At 71.8% G+C, this 25,781-nt stretch carries 26 protein-coding genes; 22 read left to right on the top strand and 4 right to left on the bottom strand.

The features are described from left to right. Nucleotides 1-103: 103 nt before the first annotated feature. From nusA to rbfA, 4 genes are all read left to right on the top strand, one after another. Nucleotides 104-1,099, top strand: a complete 996-nt coding sequence (gene nusA / locus LCG91_RS08805) for a transcription termination factor NusA (RefSeq protein ID WP_224441143.1) — start codon at nucleotides 104-106, stop codon at nucleotides 1,097-1,099. Nucleotides 1,100-1,198: 99 nt separating this feature from the next. Beyond that, nucleotides 1,199-1,516, top strand: a complete 318-nt coding sequence (locus LCG91_RS08800) for a YlxR family protein (protein WP_082687788.1) — start codon at nucleotides 1,199-1,201, stop codon at nucleotides 1,514-1,516. A gap of 75 nt (nucleotides 1,517-1,591) precedes the next feature. Beyond that, a complete protein-coding gene (infB, locus tag LCG91_RS08795; RefSeq protein WP_058727262.1) occupies nucleotides 1,592-4,453 on the top strand; it encodes a translation initiation factor IF-2 in 2,862 nt (953 codons plus the stop codon). 89 nt (nucleotides 4,454-4,542) lie between these two features. After that, entirely contained in the window at nucleotides 4,543-4,989 is a 447-nt protein-coding gene (rbfA, locus tag LCG91_RS08790; RefSeq protein WP_058727263.1) for a 30S ribosome-binding factor RbfA, read from the top strand. Nucleotides 4,990-5,118: 129 nt separating this feature from the next. Here the strand turns inward: rbfA and LCG91_RS08785 are convergent, their stop codons facing one another. Continuing rightward, nucleotides 5,119-6,033, bottom strand: coding sequence for an A/G-specific adenine glycosylase (locus LCG91_RS08785; protein ID WP_058727264.1), 915 nt, complete (start codon nucleotides 6,031-6,033; stop codon nucleotides 5,119-5,121). Nucleotides 6,034-6,103: 70 nt separating this feature from the next. Between LCG91_RS08785 and LCG91_RS08780 the strand changes: the two genes are divergently transcribed. The 5 genes from LCG91_RS08780 (at nucleotide 6,104) to LCG91_RS08760 (ending at nucleotide 9,408) form a co-directional block, all read left to right on the top strand. Further along, nucleotides 6,104-6,550: a hypothetical protein gene (locus LCG91_RS08780; protein WP_058727265.1), complete on the top strand. Its 447-nt coding sequence runs from the start codon at nucleotides 6,104-6,106 to the stop codon at nucleotides 6,548-6,550. Nucleotides 6,551-6,598: 48 nt separating this feature from the next. Then, nucleotides 6,599-7,561 carry a tRNA pseudouridine(55) synthase TruB gene (gene truB, locus LCG91_RS08775; protein WP_224441142.1) on the top strand — a complete coding sequence of 321 codons (963 nt, stop codon included), beginning with the start codon at nucleotides 6,599-6,601 and terminating at the stop codon, nucleotides 7,559-7,561. Further along, nucleotides 7,558-7,923: a hypothetical protein gene (locus tag LCG91_RS08770; protein WP_224441141.1), complete on the top strand. Its 366-nt coding sequence runs from the start codon at nucleotides 7,558-7,560 to the stop codon at nucleotides 7,921-7,923. The genes truB and LCG91_RS08770 overlap by 4 nt, the downstream gene beginning before the upstream one ends. Nucleotides 7,924-7,996: 73 nt before the next feature. Beyond that, the gene (locus tag LCG91_RS08765) at nucleotides 7,997-8,437 is read left to right on the top strand and encodes a hypothetical protein (protein ID WP_058727268.1); all 441 of its coding nucleotides are present in this window, start codon (nucleotides 7,997-7,999) and stop codon (nucleotides 8,435-8,437) included. Between the two features lie 8 nt (nucleotides 8,438-8,445). Beyond that, complete coding sequence (locus LCG91_RS08760) at nucleotides 8,446-9,408, top strand: bifunctional riboflavin kinase/FAD synthetase (RefSeq protein ID WP_224441140.1); 963 nt, start codon at nucleotides 8,446-8,448, stop codon at nucleotides 9,406-9,408. Nucleotides 9,409-9,499: 91 nt separating this feature from the next. Here LCG91_RS08760 and LCG91_RS08755 read toward each other — a convergent pair whose 3' ends face one another. Together LCG91_RS08755 and LCG91_RS08750 are read right to left on the bottom strand one after the other, a co-directional pair. After that, nucleotides 9,500-10,732, bottom strand: coding sequence for a DUF349 domain-containing protein (locus LCG91_RS08755; protein WP_224441139.1), 1,233 nt, complete (start codon nucleotides 10,730-10,732; stop codon nucleotides 9,500-9,502). Between the two features lie 148 nt (nucleotides 10,733-10,880). Continuing rightward, nucleotides 10,881-11,693: a peptidylprolyl isomerase gene (locus LCG91_RS08750; protein ID WP_224441138.1), complete on the bottom strand. Its 813-nt coding sequence runs from the start codon at nucleotides 11,691-11,693 to the stop codon at nucleotides 10,881-10,883. Nucleotides 11,694-11,801: 108 nt separating this feature from the next. Here LCG91_RS08750 and LCG91_RS08745 point away from each other — a divergent pair, with 108 nt between their 5' ends. The 9 genes from LCG91_RS08745 (at nucleotide 11,802) to aroB (ending at nucleotide 22,236) form a co-directional block, all read left to right on the top strand. Next, nucleotides 11,802-13,208 (top strand): replication-associated recombination protein A, encoded by a 1,407-nt coding sequence (locus LCG91_RS08745; RefSeq protein ID WP_411955800.1) that lies wholly within the window; start codon nucleotides 11,802-11,804, stop codon nucleotides 13,206-13,208. 253 nt (nucleotides 13,209-13,461) lie between these two features. After that, the gene (gene rpsD, locus LCG91_RS08740; RefSeq protein ID WP_058726527.1) at nucleotides 13,462-14,091 is read left to right on the top strand and encodes a 30S ribosomal protein S4; all 630 of its coding nucleotides are present in this window, start codon (nucleotides 13,462-13,464) and stop codon (nucleotides 14,089-14,091) included. A gap of 130 nt (nucleotides 14,092-14,221) precedes the next feature. After that, nucleotides 14,222-14,404 carry a hypothetical protein gene (locus LCG91_RS08735; RefSeq protein WP_058727271.1) on the top strand — a complete coding sequence of 61 codons (183 nt, stop codon included), beginning with the start codon at nucleotides 14,222-14,224 and terminating at the stop codon, nucleotides 14,402-14,404. Between the two features lie 56 nt (nucleotides 14,405-14,460). After that, a complete protein-coding gene (gene alaS, locus LCG91_RS08730; protein ID WP_224441137.1) occupies nucleotides 14,461-17,118 on the top strand; it encodes an alanine--tRNA ligase in 2,658 nt (885 codons plus the stop codon). Nucleotides 17,119-17,126: 8 nt separating this feature from the next. Then, nucleotides 17,127-17,570: a Holliday junction resolvase RuvX gene (ruvX, locus tag LCG91_RS08725; RefSeq protein ID WP_058727278.1), complete on the top strand. Its 444-nt coding sequence runs from the start codon at nucleotides 17,127-17,129 to the stop codon at nucleotides 17,568-17,570. Nucleotides 17,571-17,659: 89 nt separating this feature from the next. Continuing rightward, nucleotides 17,660-19,273: an endolytic transglycosylase MltG gene (mltG, locus tag LCG91_RS08720; RefSeq protein ID WP_224441136.1), complete on the top strand. Its 1,614-nt coding sequence runs from the start codon at nucleotides 17,660-17,662 to the stop codon at nucleotides 19,271-19,273. Between the two features lie 55 nt (nucleotides 19,274-19,328). Beyond that, nucleotides 19,329-20,564, top strand: coding sequence for a chorismate synthase (gene aroC, locus LCG91_RS08715; RefSeq protein WP_224441135.1), 1,236 nt, complete (start codon nucleotides 19,329-19,331; stop codon nucleotides 20,562-20,564). A 68-nt stretch (nucleotides 20,565-20,632) separates the two neighbouring features. Then, nucleotides 20,633-21,142 (top strand): shikimate kinase, encoded by a 510-nt coding sequence (locus LCG91_RS08710; protein ID WP_224443119.1) that lies wholly within the window; start codon nucleotides 20,633-20,635, stop codon nucleotides 21,140-21,142. A gap of 11 nt (nucleotides 21,143-21,153) precedes the next feature. After that, the gene (gene aroB / locus LCG91_RS08705; RefSeq protein WP_411955837.1) at nucleotides 21,154-22,236 is read left to right on the top strand and encodes a 3-dehydroquinate synthase; all 1,083 of its coding nucleotides are present in this window, start codon (nucleotides 21,154-21,156) and stop codon (nucleotides 22,234-22,236) included. On the opposite strand, the gene LCG91_RS08700 is transcribed toward aroB, so the two are convergent. Further along, a complete protein-coding gene (locus tag LCG91_RS08700) occupies nucleotides 22,233-22,415 on the bottom strand; it encodes a hypothetical protein (RefSeq protein WP_224441134.1) in 183 nt (60 codons plus the stop codon). The genes aroB and LCG91_RS08700 overlap by 4 nt on opposite strands. Before the next feature lie 177 nt (nucleotides 22,416-22,592). Between LCG91_RS08700 and LCG91_RS16425 the strand changes: the two genes are divergently transcribed. The 4 genes from LCG91_RS16425 to nusB all read left to right on the top strand — a co-directional run bounded on the left by LCG91_RS16425 (nucleotide 22,593) and on the right by nusB (nucleotide 25,749). Beyond that, nucleotides 22,593-22,724 carry a hypothetical protein gene (locus LCG91_RS16425; protein WP_263480159.1) on the top strand — a complete coding sequence of 44 codons (132 nt, stop codon included), beginning with the start codon at nucleotides 22,593-22,595 and terminating at the stop codon, nucleotides 22,722-22,724. 122 nt (nucleotides 22,725-22,846) lie between these two features. Continuing rightward, nucleotides 22,847-24,535: an ABC1 kinase family protein gene (locus LCG91_RS08695; RefSeq protein WP_224441133.1), complete on the top strand. Its 1,689-nt coding sequence runs from the start codon at nucleotides 22,847-22,849 to the stop codon at nucleotides 24,533-24,535. A gap of 120 nt (nucleotides 24,536-24,655) precedes the next feature. Further along, nucleotides 24,656-25,219: an elongation factor P gene (gene efp, locus LCG91_RS08690; RefSeq protein ID WP_058729119.1), complete on the top strand. Its 564-nt coding sequence runs from the start codon at nucleotides 24,656-24,658 to the stop codon at nucleotides 25,217-25,219. Nucleotides 25,220-25,230: 11 nt separating this feature from the next. Continuing rightward, entirely contained in the window at nucleotides 25,231-25,749 is a 519-nt protein-coding gene (gene nusB / locus LCG91_RS08685) for a transcription antitermination factor NusB (protein ID WP_411955799.1), read from the top strand. The last annotated feature ends 32 nt before the right edge of the window (nucleotides 25,750-25,781 follow it).

Genomic DNA, 25,781 nt, shown 5'->3' with positions numbered 1-25,781 from the left:
GCACCGCGCCTCCCGTCCGTCGCTCGTCCTGGGGTAGTCTGGTCGCCGACTTCCGCGCAGATCCACCCGCGGGAGCGACTCAGCTGAATACGGAGGCACCTCGGTGAAGATCGACCTCGCAGTCCTGCGACTCATGGAGCGCGAGCGGGAGATCCCGTTCGACGAACTCGTCCGCATCATCGAATCCGCCATCCTGACGGCGTACCAGAAGCACCGCGCCGAGAACGACGAGCCCGTCGACGCGCAGTCCCGCGTCGAACTCGACCGCAAGTCCGGCGAGGTCTCCGTCTACGTGCCGGAGCGCGACGAGGACGGCACCGTCGTCGGCGAGGCCGTCGACCAGCCGAGCGACTTCGGCCGCATCGCCGCCTTCGCCGCGAAGCAGGTCATCAACCAGCGGCTGCGCGACATCGGCGACGACAAGATCCTCGGGCAGTTCCGGGGCAAGGAGGGCGACATCGTCGCGGGCGTGATCCAGCAGGGTCCGAACCCGAAGATGGTGCACGTCGACCTCGGCACCGTCGAGGCGATCCTGCCGCCCGAGGAGCAGGTGCCGGGCGAGGACTACAAGCACGGCAACCGCATCCGCGTGTACGTCACGAGCGTCGGCCGTGGCGCGAAGGGCCCGCAGATCACCGTCTCGCGCACGCACCCCGGGCTGGTCCGCAAGCTCTTCGCGCTCGAGGTCCCGGAGATCGCATCGGGCGTGGTCGAGATCACCTCGATCGCGCGCGAGGCCGGGCACCGCACGAAGCTCGCGGTGAAGGCGAACGAACCGGGCGTCAACGCGAAGGGTGCCTGCATCGGCGAGCTCGGCGCGCGCGTCCGTGCCGTCACGACGGAGCTCGGCGCCGAGAAGATCGACATCGTCGACTGGTCGTCCGACCTGGCGTCGTTCGTCGCGAGCGCGCTGTCGCCGGCGAAGGTGACGAGCGCGTTCGTGCTCGACGCCTCGACGAAGGCCGTCCGTGCCCTCGTGCCGGACTACCAGCTGTCGCTCGCCATCGGCAAGGAGGGGCAGAACGCCCGCCTCGCCGCGAAGCTGACCGGGGCGCGCATCGACATCCAGCCGGATTCCATCCTGGACGGCGACGAGTAGTCGTCCTCGGTGTCGGGCGGCGGTCGTCGCCCGACACCGTTTCGCTGGTGGCGTGGCCCGTCCGGGCGCGCCGGATCGCGGTGGTCGGAGGCAAGGAGTATGGTGGTTCCCGTCAGAACATGCATCGGCAGTCGTCGTCGTGCTCCCCGGTCCTCCCTCCTCCGTGTCGTCGCCCTGAGTGACGGACGTGTCGTGGCGGACCCGAAGGCAGTCATGCCGGGACGGGGAGCGTGGCTCACCCCGACCGTCGAGGCACACGATCAGGCCGTCAAGCGCAGGGCCTACCGCCGCGCGCTCCGACTTGATCGTGAACCGGACACGTCAGCGGTACGTGACTACCTCGAGGCGCTCAGCGCCGAAGAGCAGGCGCGTCACCGGGACACGACAGAACAGGCTGAACGGCTTATGGACAACTGATGAGCGGCTCGAGATGAGACCCGTCATCCAGTGAGTCCTGCCCCCTTCGCGGGGTGGGACCCGTGAAGGAGAACTGTGGCAAAACCACGCGTACACGAGATCGCATCCGAACTCGGTGTCGACAGCAAGACCGCAATGGAGAAGCTCAAGGAACTCGGCGAGTTCGTCAAGGGCCCGAGCTCCAGTGTGGAACCCCCCGTCGCGCGCAAGCTCCGTGCTGCGCTGCAGGCGGACGGCGCCTCGACGGCGTCGAAGCCCGCGGCTCCGGCGACCCCGGGCGCTCCCGCGAAGGCCACCGCCCCGCGGTCCGGCGCCCCGAAGCCCGGCGGACCCCGTCCGGGTCCGGCGCGTCCGGCACCCGCGCCGAAGGCCGAGCCCGAGGCCCAGGCGCCCGCCGCCGAGACCCCGACGCCCACCGCGCCGAAGTCCGTCGCGCAGCGCCAGGCCGAGGCCGAGGCCGCGCAGAAGGCCGCGGCCGCCGAGAAGGCAGCCGCAGCCGAGAAGGCGGCTTCCGCAGCGCAGTCCGGTGGTGACGCGAGCGCGCCGAAGAGCGACTCCGTCAAGCCCGGTGGCGCGCCGAAGCCCGGCTCCGCCGCCGGTCCGAAGCCGGGTGGCCCCAAGCCCGGTGCCCGCCCGGGCAACAACCCGTACGCGTCCAGCCAGGGCATGGGCTCGCGCCCGCCGCGTCCCGGCAACAACCCCTACGCGTCCAACCAGGGCATGGGCCAGCGTCCCGCCGGCGGCGCCGGTGGCGGCAACGGCATCCCGCGTCCGGCCCCGCCGCGTCCCGGCGTGCCCCGTCCGGGTGCTCCGCGTCCGGGTGGCCCCGGTCAGGCGAACCGTCCGAACGGCTTCGGGCAGCGTCCGGGCCAGGGCGGCGGTCGTGGCGGCCCCGGTGGTCGTCCGGGCGGTGCCGGTGGTGCCGGTGGCGGCTTCCCCCGTCCGGCCTTCAGCGGCCCGCGTCCCGCCGGTGGCGGTGGCCGCGGTCGTGGCCCCGGTGGTGGTACCGCCGGTGCGTTCGGTCGCGGTGGCGGCAAGAGCCGTGCCCGCAAGTCGAAGCGGACGAAGCGCGCCGAGTACGAGATGCGGCAGGCGCCGTCGCTCGGCGGTGTGCAGGTCCCTCGCGGTGACGGCAACACGGTCGTGCGACTCCGTCGCGGTGCGAGCATCTCGGACTTCGCGGACAAGATCGACGCGATGCCCGGCAACCTGGTGACCGTGCTCTTCCACCTCGGTGAGATGGCCACGGCGACCGAGTCGCTGGACGAGGCCACGTTCGAGGTCCTCGGCGAGGAACTGGGCTACAAGATCCAGATCGTCTCGCCGGAGGACGAGGACCGCGAGCTCCTCGAGGGCTTCGACATCGACATCGACGCCGAGTACGCCGACGAGGACGACTCCGTCCTGCAGCAGCGTCCCCCGGTCGTCACCGTCATGGGTCACGTCGACCACGGCAAGACCCGCCTCCTCGACGCCATCCGCAACTCGAAGGTGGTCGAGGGCGAGGCCGGCGGCATCACGCAGCACATCGGTGCGTACCAGATCGTCACCGAGCACGAGGGCGTCGACCGTCCGATCACGTTCATCGACACCCCGGGTCACGAGGCCTTCACGGCCATGCGTGCCCGTGGTGCCCAGGTGACGGACATCGCGATCCTCGTGGTCGCGGCGGACGACGGCATCATGCCGCAGACGATCGAGGCACTGAACCACGCGCAGTCGGCCGGTGTGCCGATCGTGGTCGCGGTGAACAAGATCGACAAGGAGGGCGCGAACCCGGCGAAGGTCCGGCAGCAGCTCACCGAGTACAACCTGGTGGCCGAGGAGTACGGCGGCGACGTCATGTTCGTCGACGTGTCGGCGCGCAACAACGTCGGCATCCAGGACCTGCTCGACGCGGTGCTGCTCACGGCGGACGCCGGTCTCGACCTGCGTGCGAACCCCGACAAGGACGCCCGCGGTGTCGCGATCGAGGCCCGACTCGACAAGGGTCGCGGTTCGGTCGCCACGGTGCTCATCCAGTCCGGCACGCTGCACGTCGGTGACGCCATCGTGGCGGGTACGGCCTACGGCCGCGTCCGTGCGATGACCGACGAGAACGGGGTCGCGGTCAAGGCGGCGACGCCGAGCCGTCCGGTCCAGGTGCAGGGTCTGTCCTCGGTGCCGCGCGCCGGTGACACCTTCCTGGTCACGGAGGAGGACCGCACGGCCCGTCAGATCGCTGAGAAGCGTGAAGCGGCCGAGCGCAACGCCCAGCTGGCCAAGGCCCGCAAGCGCATCTCGCTCGAGGACTTCACCCGTGCTCTCGAGGAGGGCAAGGTCGACTCGCTCAACCTCATCATCAAGGGTGACGTCTCCGGTGCCGTCGAGGCACTCGAGCAGTCGCTCCTGGACATCGAGGTCGACGACAGCGTCCAGCTCCGCATCCTGCACCGCGGTGTGGGTGCGATCACGGAGTCGGACATCGACCTGGCCACGATCGACAACGCGATCGTCGTCGGCTTCAACGTCCGCCCGGACGTCAAGGCCCGCGAGCGTGCGGCCCGCGAGGGCATCGACGTGCGCTTCTACTCGGTCATCTACAACGCACTCGAGGACATCGAGCAGTCCCTCAAGGGCATGCTCAAGCCCGAGTACGAAGAGGTCCAGTCGGGTGTCGCCGAGATCCGCGAGGTGTTCCGCTCCTCGAAGTTCGGCAACATCGCCGGTGTCATCGTCCGCTCCGGCACGATCACGCGCAACGCCAAGGCGCGCGTCATCCGTGACGGTGTGGTGCTCGCCGACGGCCTGGCCATCGAGTCGCTGCGTCGCTTCAAGGACGACGTCACCGAGGTCCGCACGGACTTCGAGGCCGGTATCGGTCTGGGCAAGTACAACGACATCCAGATCGGCGACGAGATCGAGACCACCGAGCTCGTCGAGAAGCCGCGCGACTGACGTCTGGCTATCCTGGACCCCGCTCCTCCCTCGGGAGGGGCGGGGTCCGTCCCGTTCCACCAGAAGATTCCCTGCCCCAGGAGGCACCCATGGCCGATCCGCAGCGCGCACGCAAGATGGCGGACCGCATCAAGGAAGTCGTCGCACGGCGGCTCGACAAGGGGCTGCGCGACCCGCGCCTCGGCTTCGTCACCATCACCGACGTCCGGGTGACCGGCGACCTGCAGCACGCGTCGGTGTTCTACACGGTGTACGGCACCGACGAGGAGCGCGCCGACTCCGCCGCCGCGCTCAAGGCCGCGACCGGCATGCTCCGGAGCGAGGTCGGCAAGAACATCACCGCACGGCTCACCCCGTCGCTCGAGTTCATCGCCGACGCGCTGCCGGAGACGTCGGCGCACATGGAGGACCTGCTCGTCCAGGCCCAGCAGCGCGACGCGCAGGTGCGTGCCGCGTCGGCCGGAGCCCAGTACGCCGGTGACGCCGACCCGTACAAGCACGACGACGAGGACGAGGAGCGCGACGAGCGCGCCTGATCCACCGCAGCACCACGACGGCCGTCGGACACCTCGTCCGGCGGCCGTCGTCGTGTGTCGTCCGGTCGCGTGGACGTGGTCGTGCGGAGGCCCGACCGGCGCCGGGCGTCGTGTACCAGGCGTCGGGCGTCAGGCGTCGGGCAGACGGTACCCGGTCGCGTCGTCGCCGACGACGAGTCCGTCTCGCAGCAGGGACGCGAGCGCACGCGCCCGCTGCTCGGCGTCCGGCCAGACGAGGTCCACCTCGTCCCGTGTGACGGGGACGTCGCTCGCTCGAAGCTCGGCCATCACGAGGCCACGAACCTGGCGGTCGCTGCCGGCGAAGCGCGCCTGCCTCGGCGCCCGCGGCCCGTCGTGCTCCGGGTACCCGGCCGCGCGCCAGGAACAACGGTCGGCGATCGGGCAGACGTCGCACGCGGGGGAGCGGGCGACGCACACGAGCGCACCGAGCTCCATCACCGCCGCGTTCGTCGCGGCGGCCGCCTCGCGGTCCTCGGGGAGCACCGACTCCATGAGCGGCAGGTCCCGCTTCGCCTTCGCCGGTCCGGGCTCGCCCTCGCCGAGGACCGCCCGGGCGAGTACCCGCCGGACGTTCACGTCGACGACGGGGTGCCGGTCGCCGTACGCGAAGACCGCGACGGCCCTGGCGGTGTAGTCGCCGATGCCGGGCAGGGCGAGGAGCGCGTCGACGTCCCGCGGGACCACGTTGTCGTGCTGTCCGGCGATCGCCGTCGCGGCCGCGTGCAGCGCGAGCGCGCGTCTCGGGTAGCCGAGCCGGTCCCAGGCGCGCACCGCCTCGCCGGGAGGCGACGCGGCGAGGTCCGCAGGGGTCGGCCACCGGGTGAGCCACGCCTCCAGGCGGGGGACGACCCGCGCGACCTGCGTCTGCTGCAGCATGATCTCGCTCACCAGCGTGCCCCAGGCCGGGAAGCCCGGGCGACGCCACGGCAGGTCGCGCGCCTCGGCGCGGAACCAGGCGACGAGCGGGGTGGCGATGTCCGGTCGGGGTGCGTCCGACGTGTCCGCAGCCGTCGTGTCCTCCACAGGCGGGTCGTCGTCCACAGGCTGCCGGGAGGCTCCGCGCGCGTTCACCACGACAGCCTACGGTGGGTGCATGGCACGCTGGGCACCGCAGGAGACCGACACCATGGCCGCGATCGCGGGCGAGGTGATCGCACAGGTCGGCACGAACCGCACCGTCGTCGGCATCGACGGCCAGGACGGCACCGACCTCGAACGGGTCGCTGCGGCGCTCGTCGGGGGCTTCCAGCAGCACGGGGTGTCCGCGATGGCCGCGGCCGCCCCCTCCGCCGACCTCGACGGCCTCCGGGCCGACGTCGTCACGCCGTTCCGCACGACGGGTGCGGGCGAGGGCGTGCTCGTCGTGCACGGCCAGGGGCTGCTCGCGCCGGGGACCAGGAACCTGTGGCGCTGGTCGCTCTGGGTGGAGCAGGAGGACGGTCGCCTCGAGCGGCGGGCGGACGTCAAGATCGCCGCGTCGGCGGTGCTCGACGTGACCGACCCGGACCACCCGCGTCGCGAGTGGAACGACGCCTGCTGACGGTCCGACCGACCCCGTGCGGGAGCGCCGCGCTGGTAGCCTCGTCCGGTGGTCGCTCCCCAGCCTGACGGCATCCTCCTCGTCGACAAGCCGCAGGGCATCTCCAGCCACCGCGTGGTGTCGATCGCACGTCGGCGTCTCGGTCTGAAGAAGATCGGTCACGCCGGCACGCTCGACCCGATGGCGACGGGGCTGCTCCTGCTCGGCGCCGGGCCCTCCACGCGGCTCCTGACGCACCTGGTCGGCCTCGGGAAGACCTACACGGCGACGATCCGACTCGGGGTCGGCACCGACTCCGACGACGCCGACGGCACCCCGACCTCGACGGCGGGTGTCGCGGCGGCGGACGTGTCGGACGACGCGATCGAGCGGGCGGTCGCCGCACAGCGCGGCGTGATCGACCAGGTGCCCTCGACGGTCAGCGCGATCAAGGTCGACGGGCGCCGAGCCTACGACCTCGCGAGGAAGGGCGAGGAGGTCGTCCTGCGCTCGCGCACCGTCACGGTGTCCCGCTTCGTGGTGACCGGCCGCGAGGACCACACGGTCACGGTCGACGGTGTCGACGTCCCCGTGGTCGACCTCGACGTCGTGGTGGACTGCTCGTCGGGGACGTACGTCCGGGCACTGGCGCGGGACGTCGGTGCGGCACTCGGCACCGGTGCGCACCTCACGGCCCTCCGCCGCACCGCGGTCGGACCCTTCGACGTCGCGGACGCGGTGGACCTCGAGGACGACTCGGTCGACGTCGCAGCAGCCCTCGCCCGCCCGGCGGACGTCGCACGTCGCCTCTTCGACGTCGTGGCACTCGACGCGGCCGCGGCGAGGGACCTGACAGACGGCAAGCGTGTCGCGGTCGAGCACCCCGACCACGACGGCCCGGTCGCGGCTGTGGCGCAGGACGACGACCGACTCGTCGGCCTCGTCTCCGTGCGGCGTGGTCGGCTGCGGGTCATCACGAACTTCCCGGCGCCGGCCCCGGTCGGCACCACGACGGACGGAGCGCACGCGTGATCGAGTGGTTCATGTGGGTCCAGCTCGCGGTGGCCGTGGTCGCCGGGCTGTTCGCCGTGGTCGTCGGGTTCCTCGGCTGGAAGCCGAACGACTACACCGTCGGGTCGCTCGCGCTGATCGAGCTCCTGCTCGTGGCGCAGGGCGTGGTCGCGCTCGTGCTCCCCGCGATCGGCAGCCCGCCGCAGGGCAACGTGCTCGAGTTCGGGGTCTACGCCGTGTCGGTGCTGCTCGTGCCGCCGGCCGCGATCCTGTGGGCGCTGATCGACCGGACGAAGTGGAGCACGGTCGTCCTCGGCGCAGGCGCGTTCACGGTCGCGGTGATGGTCTACCGGATGTACCAGATCTGGTTCGCGCTCAACTGACGCGCCGTCATCCGCGGTCGGCCCGTGCCGGCGGCGTCCGCGCACGTCACCCGTCGTCGGTAGACTCGTCGCCGTGGCGAACAGATCCTCCCTCGCGACCGGCGTCGGCCGCGTCCTCATCGCCGTGTACGGCATCCTCGCCCTCGCGGCCACCGGGCGCAGTGTCGTCCAGATCATCGAGAAGTTCTCGTTCGCGCCGTTCGCCTACACGCTGAGCGCGGTCGCGGCCGTCGTCTACATCGTCGCGATGATCGCGCTCATCGTCCCCGGTCGCGCCTGGTACCGCGTCGCGTGCGTCACCATCGGCTTCGAGATGGCCGGCGTGCTGATCGTCGGCACGCTGTCGCTGCTCGACCGCCAGCTGTTCCCCGACGACACCGTCTGGTCGTACTACGGCCTCGGCTACGTCTTCGCACCGCTGGTGCTCCCGATCGCCGGACTCTGGTGGCTGCGCAAGCACCACCGGGCAGCCGTCGCCGAGCCCGCGGCCGCGTCGGCCACGGTCGGCGAGTAGGGCCCGGCGTGCAGTACTACGACGACGTCGCCGACGTGGCGCAGGGCTTCGGTCCGAGCGCCGTCACCATCGGCAAGTTCGACGGGGTCCACGTCGGTCACCGAGCGGTGATCGCGCACCTCGAGCGCGCCGCTCGCGAGCGCGGCCTCGTCTCCACGGTGGTGACGTTCGACCGCCACCCCCTCAGCGTCATCGACCCCGATCGCGTGCCGCCCGCGCTCACGAGCACCGCGCAGCGCCGCGAGCTCCTCGAGGACATCGGCGTCGACGCGATGCTCCTGCTGCGGTTCGACCAGGACCTGCAGTCGCAGGCGCCGGAGGCCTTCGTGTCCGAGGTCCTCGTCCGTACCCTGCACGCCGAGCTGGTCTTCGTCGGCAGCGACTTCCGCTTCGGCGCCCGCGGTGCCGGCGACGTCGACCTCCTGCGTCGTCTGGGGGAGCAGCACGGCTTCCGCGTCGAACTCATCGACGACGTCGACCTGCGCGACGACGTCCGCCCGTCCGACGAGCGACGCGTCTCCTCGACCTGGATCCGCGAGCTGCTCGGTGACGGCCGCGTGGCCGAGGCCGCCCGGCTGCTCGGTCGCGAGCACGCCGTCCGGAGCACCGTGGTCCACGGCAACCAGCGTGGTCGTGCGATGGGGTACCCGACGGCCAACCTCGACCCGGCGTGCGAGGGCTTCGTCCCCGCGGACGGCGTCTACGCAGCGCGCGTGCTGCACGAGGGCACCGTGTACCCGGCGGCGGTCTCGGTCGGCAACAACCCGACCTTCCAGGGCGTGCCCGCGAAGCAGATCGAGGCGCACCTGCTCGACGTCGACATCGACCTGTACGGCGACACGATCTCGGTGCTGTTCGTCTCGTACGTCCGCGGCATGGTCGCGTTCTCGTCGATGGACGAGCTCGCGGTGCAGATGCGGCAGGACGACCTCGACATCCGGCTGCTGCTGGGCCTTCCCGCTCCGGTGTGACGCCGATCCCGGGCGGCCGCTGACAGCCGGTGACGCAGGACGCCCCGCGACCGATCGACGGTCGCGGGGCGTCCTGCGTGCGTGGCGCTGATCAGCTCCCGAGTGCGTCGAGCCAGATCTTGCGGGCGTCCAGCGCTTCCTGGGCCTCCTTGATCTTGCGCGAGTCACCGGAGGCCTGTGCGGCCTCGAGCTCGGCCTGGAGCTTGCCGATGGCGTCCTCGAGCTGGCTCGCGAGCCCGGTCTGCCGTGCCTTGCGCTCCGGGTCAGACGCCTTCCAGTGCTCGTCCTCGAGGCTCCGCACGTGGTCCTCGACCGCACGCAGACGGTCCTCGATCCGACGGACGTCGCCGCGCGGGACCTTGCCGATCTCGTCCCAGCGGCGCTGGATGTCCGTCAGCGTGCGACGGGCGGCGACCCGGTCCTTCTGCTGCAGCAGCGCCTCGGCCTCGGTGAGCAGGGCCTGCTTCGCGACGAGGTTCGCGGAGAACTCCTCGTTCTCGACCGCGGCCTCGGCGTGGCGCTGCTCGAACAGCACGTCACCGGCGGCCTTGAAGCGCGCCCAGAGCGCATCGTCGTGGCGCTTCCCGGCACGGCCGGCACGCTTCCAGTCGTCGAGCAACTCACGGTAGGCGGGGATGCCGTCGGAGCCGCGGGACGCGAGCGCCTCCGCCTGCTGGACGAGCTCCTGCTTGCGGTTCCGCGCGTCGCGGTGCTGCGCGTCGAGCTCCGAGTAGAAGGCGCGGCGGTGCTGGTCGACCGTCGAACGGGCGGCGCGGAAGCGCTTCCACAGCTCGTTGGCCTCGTTCTTGGGCAGGCGCGGGCCGTCGTGCTGGTGCTGCTGCCAGCGGGCGAAGACGTCGTCGAGCTGCGCCGTGATCTGCTTCCACTGCGCCCGAGCCGGGTCGACGGCGGCGAGCGACTCGGCTTCCTCGACCAGCGAGGTCCGGTACGCCAGTGCGTCGGTGAGCGCCTGCTGCGCCTGTGCCTGCTGCTCCTTCGTCAGCGAGCCCACCTGCTCGGACAGAGCGGCGACCCGGTTCTCGAGCGACTTCAGGTCGCCGACCACGCGGGCCTCGGCGACCTGCGTGCGCAGGTGCTCGACGGTCCGGGAGACGTCGTTCGCCGAGGCGCCGCGCTGGACGCGCTGCTCGGCGATCTTCACCTGCCCCTCGAGGTCGGCGTACTTGCGCGCGAAGTACGCGAGGGCCTCGTCCGGGGTGGCGTCCGGGTACTCGCCGACGGCCTTCTCGCCGTCGTCGTACCGGACGTACACCGTCCCGTTCTCGTCGACCCGGCCCCAGGTCGTTGCTTCGTCAGGTCCCACAGGTCTCGCCTCGATCGTGGTCGTGCATCGCCGACGTCCCCGTCGGCACGGTCAGGTCGTCAGCCTATTGCACCGGAGGGGCCCGGGGGCCAGTCGGACGTGCGGGCTGTGGACGACCGGACGCCGCCGTCGGGGCGGATCGGTCCGGTCAGTCCTGCTCGCGGATCGTCGCACCGGTGATCGTCGTCGCGACCTTCGGCGCTCCGGTGCCGTCCGAGCCCGCCGACGCGATGCCCTTCGAGGTGATCTCGCGCTCCAGGTCGTCGAGTCCGCTCGTGACCTTGCCGACGACGGTGTACCCGCCGGTCGAGCCGTCGAGCGTCGTGTCGCCGTAGACGATGAAGAACTGCGTCGACTGCGAGTACGGGGACGCGCCCCGCGCGATCGCGAGCGTGCCCTCGGCGTACCGGCCGTCGCTCGGGACGTTCTCGAGCGGGCCGTACTGGAACCCGGCGTCGCCCGTGCCGTCACCGTTCGCCGACCCGCACTGCAGGAACCGGAAGTCCGCGCTGTCGGCGAGTCGGTGGCACGTGGTGCCCTCGTAGAACTGCTTCCGGATGAGGTCGATCTCGACACTCGCCGCCTGTGGCGCGGCCTTCCCGTCGAGCTCGATGCCGAGCCGGACGTCCTTGTTCAGCGTGAGTGTCCCGGTCCAGGTCGCGCCGTCCGCGATGGCTTTGCTCGGCACCGTACCGGTGTTCCCGGCGGTCGCACTCGCCGAGGGGGTGGGGGTGGCGGTGGCGGACGCGCTCGCAGCCGGCGCGTCCTCGGCGCGGGACCCGGCGAAGGCGAGCTGCGACCCCGTGGCCAGCGCGGCGACCAGGACGAGCACCCCGACGCCGACCAGGTCGTCCCGCTTCCGCCGGCGCCGCTGCCGGTCGTGCAGCCCCTGACGGGCCTGGTAGAGCCGGAGGCGCTCGCGCGCCTCGCGGTTGTCGCGCGCCTGGTTCTTCGGTGCCACGGTGCTGATCGGACCTCTCGTCGACTGTGCCGACGAGCGTAGCGGACCGACCGACGGCACCGGCCGGGAGGCACGCAGCACGTCGGTGGTCCGGCCTACGATCGGAGCATGGCAGCGGATCGATCGGGCATGCGCGCGCCCACGACGGGTGGTCGCGCCGGGTTGGCTCAGGGGTCCGTCCCGCTGGCGGTGCGGATGCGGCCGACGAGCCTCGACGAGGTCGCGGGGCAGCAGCACCTGCTCGGGCGCGGCAGCCCGCTGGTGCAGCTCGCCACCGGCACGCGCGAGAACCCCGGCGGGGTGTCCGTGATCCTCTGGGGACCGCCCGGTACCGGCAAGACGACCCTCGCCCAGGCGATCGCGCGGCAGTCCGGCCGCGAGTTCGTCGAGCTGTCCGCGGTGACGGCCGGTGTGAAGGACGTGCGCGAGGTCATGGAGAAGGCGCTGACGCACCGCGACCTGTACGGGTCCACGACCGTCCTGTTCCTCGACGAGATCCACCGCTTCAGCAAGGCGCAGCAGGACGCCCTGCTCCCCGGGGTCGAGAACGGGTGGGTGATCCTCATCGCGGCGACGACCGAGAACCCGTCCTTCTCGGTGATCTCCCCGCTGCTGTCGCGGTCGCTGCTCCTCACACTCAAGCCGCTCACCGACGAGGACCTCGGGATGCTCGTCGACCGAGCCGTCGAGGACCCACGCGGGCTCGGTGGGTCGGTCGTGCTCGGGGACGACGCGCGGTCGGCCATCGTCCGGCTGTCCTCCGGCGACGCGCGCCGTGCGCTCACCGCGCTCGAGGCAGCGGCGTCCTCGGCGATCGCCGCGGCGGGCGGGGACGCGGACGACGACGACGAGGTCTCGCTCGACGGCGTCGAGACGGTCCCGCTGGTGGACGCCGACACCGTCGCCGCGGCCGTCGACCGCGCGCTGCTGCGCTACGACCGTCAGGGCGACGAGCACTACGACGTCATCAGCGCGTTCATCAAGTCGGTGCGGGGGAGCGACGTCGACGCGGCCCTCCACTACCTGGCGCGGATGATCGAGGCGGGCGAGGACCCGCGCTTCATCGCCCGCCGCATCATCATCTCGGCGTCCGAGGACATCGGCATGGCCGACCCGCAAGCGCTGCCGATCGCCGTGGCGGCGGCACAGGCGGTCCAGCTCATCGGCATGCCCGAGGGTCGCATCCCCCTGGCCGAGGCTGTGGTGTACCTGGCGACGGCGCCGAAGTCGAACGCCGCGTACAACGGCGTGAACGCGGCGGTCGCGGACGTCAAGGCCGGGCGGATGGGGGTCGTGCCGGTGCACCTGCGCGATGCGCACTACCCGGGGGCGAAGCGCCTCGGGCACGGCAAGGGCTACGTCTACTCGCACGACGCCGAGCACGGGGTCGCCCGCCAGCAGTACCTCCCCGACGCGCTCGAGGGCACGGAGTACTACAGGCCGACCGGCAACGGGTACGAGCGTGAGGTCGGTCCCCGGCTCGAACGACTCCGGAGGATCACCCGCGGCGAGTGAGCCCGGTGCTTCACCCGGCGTCCCGATGCTGCTATCGTTGACGGGCCTACGTCCTGGTCCTCGCGTGCGGCTGCGCCGAGGACAGAGTCCCACTCCGGTGGGACGGGGGCAGAGGTTCGGACTGTAGCCGTCCGATCCCACAGGCTCATCCCTCTGGATCCCGTCGTCGGGATCGATCACCCACGTGCGCTCGTCGCCCGCGGTCGGTCGTGTGCCCGGCGAGTCATTCAGTTCAGACAGAGAAAAGGACCCTGTGTCTACCAAGTCACGCACCCGCAGCAAGACCCGCCTCTCGCGCGCGCTCGGCATCCCGCTGACGCCGAAGGCGGCCCGGTACCTCGAGAAGCGCCCCTACGGCCCCGGTGAGCACGGCCGCACCCGCCGTCGTGCGGACAGCGACTACGCCGTCCGTCTCCGTGAGAAGCAGCGTCTGCGCGCCCAGTACGGCATCCGCGAGAAGCAGCTCCGCATCGTCTTCGAAGAGGCCCGCAAGACGAAGGGCCTGACGGGTGAGAACCTCGTCGAGCTCCTCGAGCAGCGCCTCGACGCCCTCGTGCTGCGTGCCGGCTTCGCCCGCACCACCGCGCAGGCCCGTCAGCTGATCGTGCACCGTCACATCCTGGTCGACGGCAAGCTCGTCGACCGTCCGTCTTTCCGCGTGAAGGAGGGGCAGCTCATCCACGTGAAGCAGCGCTCCGAGTCCCTCGAGCCCTTCCAGGTCGCCGCCGCCGGTGGGCACCAGGAAGTCCTGCCGAAGGTCCCGGGCTACCTCGAGGTCGAGATCGACAAGCTCCAGGCCCGCCTGGTCCGTCGTCCGAAGCGCGCCGAGGTCCCCGTGACCTGTGAAGTGCAGCTCGTCGTCGAGTACTACGCAGCTCGCTGATCCACCGATCACACCCGAACGGCGGGTCGTCCTCTCAGGAGGGCGGCCCGCCGTTCGGCGTCCCGGCCGCCCTGCGCCACTACACTCGTTCGGGCACGCACCGCTCGCGTGCGCGAGAGGGAGAGGCACCGTGAAGCAGCTGTTCTTCGTCGCCGTCGGCGTCGTCATCGGGTTCGCCGCCGCGCACCGGATCGCGAACACGCCCGGTGGCGCACGGCTCTTCGCGGACGTCGACGCCCGGACGAAGGCGTTCACCGACGCCGTGGCCGACGGGTACCGCTCCCGCGAGGCCGAACTCCGCAACGACGCCTGAGCGTTCCCGCGCCCCGGCTCCCACGCACCCTCCGCCGACCTGAATCAGGAAGCACCATGCAGACCGCAGAGATCCGCCGCCGTTGGCTCCAGTTCTTCGGTGACCGCGGACACACCGTCGTCCCGTCCGCGTCGCTCGTCTCGGACGACCCGTCGCTGCTCTTCACGGTCGCCGGCATGGTCCCGTTCATCCCGTACCTGACCGGGCTCATCCCCGCGCCGTACCCGCGTGCGACCAGTGTGCAGAAGTGCATCCGCACGAACGACATCGAGGAGGTCGGCAAGACCCCTCGCCACGGCACGTTCTTCCAGATGAACGGCAACTTCTCGTTCGGGGACTACTTCAAGGAGCAGGCGATCCAGTACGCCTGGGAGTTCCTGACCACCCAGGAGGCGGACGGCGGCCTCGGGTTCTCCGCCGACGACCTGTGGGTCACCGTGTACGAGGACGACGATGAGGCGATCGCCTTCTGGAAGCAGCACTCGTCGCTGCCGGACGACCGCATCCAGCGCCTCGGCAAGGACACGAACTACTGGTCGACCGGCCAGCCCGGTCCCGCGGGCCCGTGCTCGGAGATCTTCTTCGACCGTGGTCCCGAGTACGGCATCGACGGCGGACCCGCGACCGACGACGACCGCTACGTGGAGATCTGGAACCTGGTCTTCATGCAGTACCAGATCGCCGACGTGCGGTCGAAGTACGACTTCACGATCACCGGCGAACTGCCGAACAAGAACATCGACACCGGCATGGGGCTCGAGCGCGTCGCCTTCATCAAGCAGGGCGTCGACAACATGTACGAGATCGACCAGGTGCGTCCGGTCCTCGACGAGGCCGCGCGCATCTCCGGCCGTCGGTACGGCGCCGTGCACGAGGACGACGTCCGGATGCGTGTCATCGCCGACCACGTCCGCTCCTCGCTCATGCTCATCGCGGACGGCGTCACCCCGTCGAACGAGGGTCGCGGCTACATCCTCCGTCGTCTGCTCCGTCGCACCGTCCGGGCCATGCGCCTGCTCGGCGTCGAGGGCGCGACCTTCCCGCAGCTGTTCCCGGCGTCGCGCGACGCCATGCAGGAGGCGTACCCGGAGGTTGCGAGCGACTTCGACCGCATCGCCCGGATCGCCTTCGCGGAGGAGGAGACGTTCCTGCGCACGCTGGCACAGGGCACGACGATCCTCGACGTCGCGGTCGAGCGTGCGAAGCAGGACGGCGCCCCGGCGATCGGCGGCGACACGGCGTTCCTGCTGCACGACACCTTCGGCTTCCCGATCGACCTGACGATGGAGATGGCGGAGGAAGCCGGCGTCCAGGTCGACCGCGGTGCGTTCGAGACCCTGATGTCGGAGCAGCGTGCCCGGGCGAAGGCCGACGCGAAGAGCAAGAAGACCGCCCTCGCCGACCTCAGCGTCTACAGCGCGTTCCGCGCGAAGGGCGAGACGGTCTTCCTCGGCTACGACGCGCTCGAGGCCGAGTCCGCTGTGCTCGGGATCATCGTGGGCGGCGTCAGCGTCGACCGCGCCGTGGCCGGGGACATCGCCGAGGTCATCCTCGGCGAGACGTCGCTGTACGCCGAGTCCGGTGGTCAGGACGCCGACCAGGGCTCGATCGTCGGCAACGGCTTCGACCTCGAGGTGCTCGACGTGCAGCGCCCCGTCGCGGGCCTCTGGAGCCACACGGTCCAGGTCCGCTCGGGCGAGGTGGGCGTCGGCGACGCGGCCACGACGGTCGTCGACGCCGAGTACCGCCGCGGGGCGACCCAGGCGCACTCCGCGACGCACCTCGTGAACGCGGCACTGCGCGACGTGCTCGGCCCGGAGGCACTCCAGGCCGGCTCGTACAACAAGTCCGGCTACATGCGCCTCGACTTCTCGTGGTCGCAGCCCGTGTCCGGCGCCACCCGCTCCGAGATCGAGGAGGTCGTGAACGCCGCCATCCGCTCCGACCTCGCGGTGCAGACCCGCGTGCTCCCGCTCGACGAGGCGAAGGCCCTCGGCGCGCAGGCGCTGTTCGGCGAGAAGTACGGTGCCGAGGTCCGCATGGTCGACATCGGCGGCCCGTGGTCGCGTGAGCTCTGCGGTGGCACGCACGTGGCCTCGAGCGCGCAGGTCGGCCTCGTGAACCTGGTGGGGGAGTCGAGCGTCGGTTCCACCAACCGCCGCGTCGAGGCGCTCGTCGGGCTCGAGGGCTTCCGGGACCTCGCCGTCGAGCGGACGATCGTGTCGCAGCTCTCCAGCGCCCTGAAGGCTCCCCGTGAGGACCTGCCGACCCGCGTGCAGGGCCTGATGGAGGACCTCCGCACCGCGCAGAAGCGGATCGCCGAGTTCGAGTCGGCGAACCTGCAGCAGCGGGTGCCGTCGATCGCACGGCAGGCCGAGACCGTCGGCGCCGTGACCGTGGTCGCCGAGACGGTCGACGGGCTGCAGTCCGGCGACGACCTGCGCTCCCTGGCGACCGGCGTGCGCGGGCAGCTGGGTGACGGTGCCGCGGTCGTGGTCCTCGGAGCCGTGGTCAACGGCAAGCCCGTGGTGATCGTGGCGACCAACGACGCGGCCCGGGCTGCCGGCGTGCAGGCGGGACCGCTGGCCAAGGAGGCCGCCGGCGTGCTCGGCGGCGGTGGTGGCGGCAAGCCGGACCTCGCCCAGGGCGGCGGCACGGACGCGGCGGCGCTGCCCGCGGCACTGCGCGCCGTGACCGCGCGACTGGCGGGCTGAGCGTGCCGATCCGGTCCGGTCGCCGTCTCGGCGTCGACGTCGGCAAGGCCCGCATCGGGGTCGCCGTCTGCGACCGGGACGGCCTGCTGGCCACGCCGGTCGAGACGGTGCCGCGGGCGCAGGCGACCGACGTCCGCCGGATCGTCGAGCTCGCCGACGAGTACGACGCGATCGAGATCGTCGTCGGGCTGCCGCTGTCGATGTCCGGCGACGACACCCCGTCGACCGCGGACGCCAGGGCGTTCGCGGAGCTGCTGGCCGAGCACCGGCCGGTCCGGCTGGTCGACGAGCGGCTGTCCACGGTGACGGCGCAGCGGGGTCTGCACCAGGCCGGCAGGAACACGAAGAAGTCCCGAGCCGTGATCGATCAAGCGGCCGCTGTTATCATCCTGCAACACGCGCTCGACCACGAGCGTGCGTCCAGCGCCGCTCCCGGCGCAACGCTCCCCTGACCGACCGGCCCCGGGACGGGTCGGGAGACCGTCGTTCCCGGACCGACGGGGCCCAGGTGGAGCCCCCGACCCGAGAGACCGAGGATTCCTTGGCAGACGACCTGGACTGGGACGCGATCATCGCGCCTGGCGACGACGCCGGGCGGCGGCGGCGCACCACCGAACCCGCCGCCGAGCCCGACCGACCGATGTCCCGCCGCGAAGCACGCGCCGCCGAGGCCGCCGAGTCCGCGCGCCGGGCCTCGGCTCCGGCGGAGGAGCCCGCCGCTGCCGCCGCTGCGGGGCCCGGTCCTCGTGCGCGGGGGTCGGAGCCGGCCGCGGCGCGACCGGCGTCCCCGGCGGACGCTCCGGTCGCGCGCTCGGACGACGAGCTCCACCCCGACGTCCGTGCGCTGCTCACGGGCGAGCTCCGGGCACCGGACGCGCAGGCCGTCCGCGAGGCCCGCGCCGGCGCTCGGCAGGACCCGGACCCGCGCGGCGCGAGCGGTCCCGACGGATCGCCGGCTGCTGCGAGCGGGGCCGCTGCTGCCGCGAGCGGAGCCGCCGGGGGCGACCAGGGCGTCGGCGGGACCGGCGGCGGACGCGGGCGAGGGGGCGGAGGCGGTGGCGCCTCCCGGCCGCCGCGCGAACCGCGACCGAAGCGGCGTCGCGGACCGCTGGTCGCCGGGATCGTGATCGTCGCGCTCGTCCTGGTCGGCGGCGTCGGTGCGTACGCGTTCGCCGCGCCCAAGGTGCAGCAGCTGGTCAGCGCGATCGGCGGCTCGAGCGAGCCCGACGACTACACGGGCGACGGCACGAGCAAGGTCACGATCACCATCAAGCAGGGCGACATCGGCGAGGACGTCGCGAAGACCCTGCAGCGCAGTGGCGTCGTGAAGAGCTCGAAGGTCTTCTACAAGCTGCTGCTGACCTCGCCGGACGTCTCGTTCCAGCCGGGGTCGTACGAGCTGAAGAAGGAGATGAGCTCGAAGGCCGCCCTGGCCGCGCTCAAGGACTCCGACAACCGCGTCCAGGCGTCGATCGTGATCCCGGAGGGGACCGCGCTGCAGGACATCGAGGCGGGCATGGTCTCGAAGGCGGGGCTGTCCGAGGCCGAGGTGCGCGCTGCTGCCGAGGACGTGCAGGCGTACGGACTCCCGGCGGGCACGACGACGCTCGAGGGCTGGCTCTTCCCGGCGACCTACCCGATCAACCCCGGGTGGACCGCGAAGCAGTACTTCCAGTCGATGGTGGACACCATGAAGGAGCACCTGGCCGCCGCGGGCGTCGCGGAGGCAGACCAGGAGCGCGTGGTCGTCTTCGCCTCGCTGGTGCAGAAGGAGGCCGGTCTCGCCGCCGACTACCCGAAGGTCGCCCGCGTGTTCCAGAACCGGCTCGACGTCGACATGCCGCTGCAGTCGGACGCGACCGTCGCCTACGGGACGGGCAACACGCACAAGGTGACCACGACGGACGCCGAGCGCGCCGACGCCGGGAACCCCTACAACACGTACGTGCACAAGGGGCTGCCGCCGGCACCGATCTCGAACCCGGGCGACGTGGCCATCAAGGCCGTGACGAACATGGCCGACGGGAAGTGGCTCTACTTCGTGACGGTGGACCTCGACACGGGGGAGACCGTCTTCTCGGACACGTACGCGGAGCACCAGGTCGCCGTCAAGCAGTTCCAGGCCTGGCTCCGGGCACACCCCGAGTACCAGTAGGCCCGCGGGGGTCCGGCCGCGTCGCACGGCCGGACCCTGTGGGAGGATGGTCGACATGCTTCGTTGGTTGACCGCTGGTGAGTCCCACGGACCCGAACTCATCGCGATGCTCGAGGGCCTGCCCGCCGGCGTCCCGTTGTCGTTCGAGTCCATCCGCACCGACCTCGCGCGGCGGAAGCTCGGCTACGGGCGCGGATCGCGCATGAAGTTCGAGCAGGACGAGCTCCACGTCTCCGGGGGCGTGCGCCACGGGTACTCCCTCGGCAGCCCGATCGCCATCCGCATCGGGAACACCGAGTGGCCGAAGTGGGTCGAGGTGATGAACCCCGAGCCGGTCGAGTCCACCGAGATGTCCCGCGGCCGCAGCGCGCCCCTGACCCGGCCGCGACCCGGCCACGCCGACCTGGTCGGCATGCAGAAGTACGGCTTCGACGAGGCACGGCCGATCCTCGAGCGCGCGTCCGCCCGCGAGACCGCGGCGCGGGTGGCCCTCGGTGCGGTCGCGAAGTCCTTCCTGGCCGAGCTCGGCATCCGCTCGGTCGCCCACACGCTGCAGGTGGGCACGGTCCGCGTGCCCGACGGCACGCCGCTGCCCCTGCCCGACGACGTCGACCGCCTCGACGAGGACCAGCTCCGCTGCGCCGACCCGGAGACCTCCGCCCGGATGGTCACCGAGGTCGAGGCTGCGAAGAAGGACGGCGACACGCTGGGCGGCGTCGTCGAGGTGCTCTTCTACGGGGTCCCGCCGGGCCTCGGCTCGCACGTGCACTGGGACCGCCGTCTCGACGCCCGGCTCGCCGCGGCGATCATGGGGATCCAGGCGATCAAGGGCGTCGAGGTCGGCGACGGCTTCGCCACCGCCGCACGGCGCGGGTCCGAGGCGCACGACGAGCTGTACCGCGAGGACGGCGAGATCGTCCGGACGAGCGACCGCGCCGGCGGGACCGAGGGCGGCATGTCCACCGGCACCGTGCTCCGCGTCCGCGCCGGCATGAAGCCGATCGCGACCGTGCCGCACGCGCTGCACACCATCGACGTGGCCACCGGTGAGGACGCCGCGGCCCACCACCAGCGCAGCGACGTCTGTGCGGTGCCGGCCTCGGGTGTCGTGGCCGAGGCGATGGTCGCGCTCGTGCTCGCCGACGCCGTGCTCGAGAAGTTCGGCGGCGACAGCCTGACCGAGACCAAGCGCAACCTCGACGCCTACCTCGCCGCGCTCCCGGAGACCCTGCGCACCCGTCGGACGGACGGCGCGGAGTCCCCGGCGGCGGAGTCGTCGTCGGTCCGGTGAGCGGCGCCGACGCGTCCGTCCCCGCTCCGACTGCGCGGCTCGACCCGCCGGTCGTCGTGATCGGACCGATGGGTGCGGGCAAGTCGAGCGTCGGCAAGCGTGTCGCCAAGGCGCTCGGCGTCCCGTTCACCGACACGGACCGCGTCATCGCCCGGACGCACGGCCCCATCCCCGGGATCTTCGCCGATCGCGGTGAGCCGGCCTTCCGCCTGCTCGAGGCCGAGGCCGTCCGGAACGCCGTCGCGACCGGAGGCGTGGTCTCGGTCGGCGGGGGAGCCGTGACGCACCCCGACACCCGTGCCGCCCTGCACGGCGCGCGCATCGTGCTGCTCACGGTGTCGCCCGAGGCCGTCGCCGCCCGGATCGCCGGCAGCGACCGGCCGCTGCTGGTGCAGGGTGGGATCGACGCCTGGCAGACCATCGCCGACGAACGGGCCGCCACCTACGCGGAGCTCGCGCACGTGACGTTCGACACCTCGCGGCGCCCGATGTCGCACGTCGTCCGCGACGTCGTGGCGTGGGTGACCGACCAGCAGACCGGCTCCGACGAGGAGCACACCACCGGAGGGACACCGTGACCGCGACGAACCTGCCCGAGGGCACCACCGAGATCCGCGTCGGCGGCGATGGCGGGTCCGTCGTCGTGGTCGGCAACGACCTGTTCGGCTCGGTCCCGGCGCTGCTCGGCCCGCGCGTGGCGAAGGTGCTCATCGTGCACGCACCGACGCTCGGCGCCCGGGCGAACGAACTGCGTGCCGTCCTGGTCGACGCCGGTCTCGACGCGCTCATCGCCGAGGTCCCGGACGCCGAGGCCGCCAAGCGCGTCGAGGTCGCCGCGTTCTGCTGGCAGGTCATGGGCCAGGCGGACTTCACCCGCACCGACGCCGTCATCGGCCTCGGCGGGGGAGCCGTCACCGACCTCGCCGGGTTCGTCGCCGCGACGTGGCTCCGCGGCGTGCCGTTCCTGGCGATGCCGACGAGCGTGCTCGGCCTGGTCGACGCGAGTGTCGGCGGGAAGACCGGCATCAACACCAACGAGGGCAAGAACCTGGTCGGGGCGTTCCACCACCCGCGTGCCGTGGTCGCCGACCTCGACCTCGTCCGGACGCTGCCGCGCAACGACGTGCTCACCGGGTTCGCCGAGATCGTGAAGGCCGGGTTCATCGCCGTCCCCGAGATCCTGGACGTCATCGAGGCCGACGTCGACCGCGTCACCGACCCGACGACGCCGGAGTTCCGCCGGGTGGTCGAGCTCGCGATCGCGCTGAAGGCCGAGGTCGTCTCCGAGGACTTCACCGAGCAGGGCCGCCGGGAGATCCTGAACTACGGGCACACCCTCGGGCACGCGATCGAGCACGCCGAGCGCTACCAGTGGCGGCACGGCGCGGCGGTGTCCGTGGGCATGGTGTTCGCCGCGGAGCTCGCCCGGCTGACGGGGCACCTCGACGACGCGACCGTCGACCGGCACCGGTCGATCCTCGAGTCGCTGGAGCTGCCGACGACCTACGGGATCGGACGGTGGGAGGGCCTGCTCGCGACGATGCGCCGCGACAAGAAGGCACGAGCGGGCATGCTCCGCTTCATCATCCTCGACGGGGTCGGCAAGCCCGTGACGCTCGAGGGCCCCGAGGACCACCTGCTGTTCACCGCCTACCAGGAGGTCGGTGTCTAGCGGAGGGTCGGGCGGGTCCGGCGCCACCACCACTTCAGACGCATGGAGAGCGTGAGCACGCCCGTGCGTTCCCATTCGCGGAACTCGTCGAGCGTCGCACCGTTCTCCCACGCCCAGTACTCGTCTCCGTCGCGATCGGGGTCGAGCGCGTCGGGCAGTGGCTTGAAGATCCGCATCATCCGAGGTCTCCTCCTGTCGATCCGTCCGCTCGGTGGCCGGGATCCGAGCGACCTCGGAGGGCGCGGTGCGCCAGCCGCCGGTCGGTCTTCGGCCACCACGCTACGGTCGCGAGGTTCCGGAGCACAGCGATCGAGATGTCGTGTGCACGGTCGCCGGGACGTTGTCGGAGCGCCCGGGTGAAGCGTTCCCAGGCGTGGTGCCGCACCGCGGTGCGCCTGGCCTGGAACGCGCCGAACCAGCTGACGACGGCAGCGGCGATCGACGCGGCGGCCGCGATCGCCGTGGTGATCAGTGCGGTGTCCATGTGACGAGCGTCGCGCAGTGGACGCGACAGGGAGGGGCGGGCGGGCCGACCTGTGGAGGGTGCGCCGCGCCTCCCGGCTGTGCAGGAGCGGGGTGGGTCCGCAGGGCCGGGGAGCAGACTGGTCCGGTGCCCACCCCGCCCCGCCTGAGCGACCTCGGCCAGCAGGACGTCGCCGTCGGCAGCCTGCGATCCCGTGCCCGGCGCTTCACCGAGCTGCTGTCGATCGCCCGCCGTCACGAGCTCGTGCCCTTCCGACGGCTCGACTTCTCCCGTGACCCGGAGACGTCGGACCTGCGCCGGAGGCAGGCCGAGCACCTGCGCCGTGCCCTCGAGGAGGCGGGTGGTGGCTTCGTGAAGATGGGACAGCTCCTGTCGACCCGCGACGACCTGCTGCCGGACGAGTGGACCGAGGGGCTCGCGCACCTGCAACGGAGCGTCCGCCCTGCCGACGCGGCCGAGGTCGCCGTGCTCCTCGAGGAGGAGCTGGGGTCGCCCGTCGGCGAGGTGTTCGCGTCGTTCGACGCCGAGCCGGTGGCCGCGGCGTCGATCGCGCAGGTGCACCGCGCGACCCTGCGCGACGGGACGGTCGTCGCGGTGAAGGTCCAACGACCCGGTATCGACGCCGCGGTCCGTCGTGACGTCGACATCGCCCTCCGGGTGGTCCGGTTCCTCGCGCGGACGAGCACCGAGGCGCGCCAGGTCGGGGTCGCCGACGTCGCGCAGCAGTACGCCGACGACCTGGTGCGGCAGGTGGACTTCACGTCGGAGATGCGGAACCTGACCGCCCTCCGTGCGGCACAGTCGCGGAGCGCCCGTCCCGACGCGGTCGCCTACCCGGAGCCCTACCGGGACCTCTCAGGGCGCCGGGTGATGGTGATGGAGTTCCTCGAGGGCGAGACGCTCAGCGCCCTGCGGGCAGCGGGCACCGGGCAGGATCTCGACACCCCGATGCGTGCCGTGCTCGACGCCTTCCTCCGGCAGATCGTCTTCGACGGGATCTACCACGCCGACCTGCACCCGGGGAACGTCGTGCTGCTGCCGGACGGCCGGCCGGCCCTGATCGACTTCGGGTCCGTCGGTCGGCTCGACCCGGGTCTGCGCGGCACCGTCCAGGACCTGCTCGCCGGCTACATCCAGGACGACACGGAGCGGATCGCTGACGCAGTGATGCGGATGGCGCCCGTCCGCGACGCCGAGGACGAACCGGACTTCCGCCGGGACATCGCGGCGTTCGTGGCGGACGAGCTCGGGCCCGGGGCACGGATCGGCGTCGAGACCGTCGACGACGCCGTCGCCGTGTTCGGGCGCTACCGGCTCAAGCCGCCGCCGGACTTCGTCGCCGCAGCCCGGGCGCTCGCGATCTTCGAGGGCACCCTGCGGAGCCTCGCGCCGTCGTTCGACCTCCTCGACGAGTCCCGCGACCTGGCCCGGCAGCAGATCCGTGACCAGCTGCGGCCGCGGGCCGTGCGGGAGCTCGCCGTCCGCGAGCTCTTCGGCGTGGTGTCGGCGGCGCGGAAGCTGCCCCGTCGGGTCGACCGGATCACCGAGGCGCTCGAGACCGGCAAGCTCGCGGTCAACATCCGGCTGTTCTCCGACCGCCGCGACCGCGAGGTGGTCTCCGGACTCGTCCGGCGTGTCCTGCTCGTGCTGCTCGGCGCCGGTGCCGGGGTGCTGGCGATCGTCTACCTCGCATCGCCGGCGCGGCCGACGGCGGTGCTCTCCACCGGCGCGGCCGGTGGGATCCTGGGCGGGACCGCCGTGGTGCTGCTGGTCTGGGCGGCGGTCGACGCGTGGCGGGCGCGACGGCGGCGGTGAGCCGGGTCCGACGGTCCTCGTCCGCTACACTCGTCGGGGCGTCGGCGCGGGCACACCCGTCGCCGCCGGGACCGGACGCACGTCCGGGAGACCTTCACAACACCATCGAACGGAAGACCCATGGCGAGTACCACTGACATCAAGAACGGCGCCGTTCTCATCATCGACGGGCAGCTCTGGTCGGTCGTCGAGTTCCAGCACGTGAAGCCGGGCAAGGGCGGCGCCTTCGTCCGCACCAAGCTCAAGAACGTCGTCTCGGGCAAGGTCGTCGACCGCACGTTCAACGCCGGCGCGAAGATCGACACCGCGACCGTGGACCGTCGCGACTACCAGTACCTGTACCAGGACGGCGAGTCGTACGTGTTCATGGACACCGACACCTACGACCAGGTCCCCGTGTCGGAGACCGTCGTCGGCGACGCCAAGAACTACCTGCTCGAGTCCGCCATGGTCACCATCGCGATGAACGAGGGCAACCCGCTCTACATCGAGCTCCCGACGTCGATCGTCACCGAGGTCGAGACCGAGCCGGGCCTGCAGGGCGACCGTTCCTCCGGCGGCACGAAGGACGCGACGATCATCGCGACCGGTCACCGCATCCAGGTGCCGCTGTACCTGGAGAACGGCACCACCGTGAAGATCGACACGCGCGACGGCAGCTTCCTCGGCCGCGTCAACAACTAGGCGTCCGCCCCATGAGTGCTCGTTCGAAGGCCCGCAAGCGCGCCCTCGACATGTTGTACGTCGCCGAGGTGCGTGAGCTCCCGATCGCGGACGTGCTGGCCACCGAGACGGTGCGGCACCTGGACCAGCCCGAGCGCGCCTCGAGCTGGGACTACGCGCGGCAGATCGTCACCGGTGTCGACGACGACCGCGCGGCGATCGACAAGGTGATCGTCGAGCACGCGCAGGGCTGGTCCATCGCCCGCATGCCCGTACTCGACCGCTGCATCCTGCGGATGGGCGTCTGGGAGCTCCGGTACAACCCGGAGGTCCCGGACGCCGTCGCGATCGCCGAGGCGGTCGAGCTCGCGCAGTCGCTCTCGACGGACGACTCGGCCGGCTTCGTGAACGGTGTCCTCGGGGCCGTCGCGGGCGGCCGGGCACCGTCCGCCCGGAGCACCGGCCAGTCCGCCGCACCGTCCGGAGCGGGCGCTGCGCAGGCCGCCGCACCGTCCGGTCGGACTGTCGCGGGGGACCAGGAGTCCGAGTAGGGTTGTCCACGTCAACATCCTTTAAGTCCGTC

This window comes from Curtobacterium sp. TXMA1 (genome assembly GCF_020162095.1).
Lineage (GTDB): Bacteria > Actinomycetota > Actinomycetes > Actinomycetales > Microbacteriaceae > Curtobacterium.
Note: the sequence above shows the minus strand (reverse complement) of the source record. Positions and strands in the feature narration are given on the sequence as shown.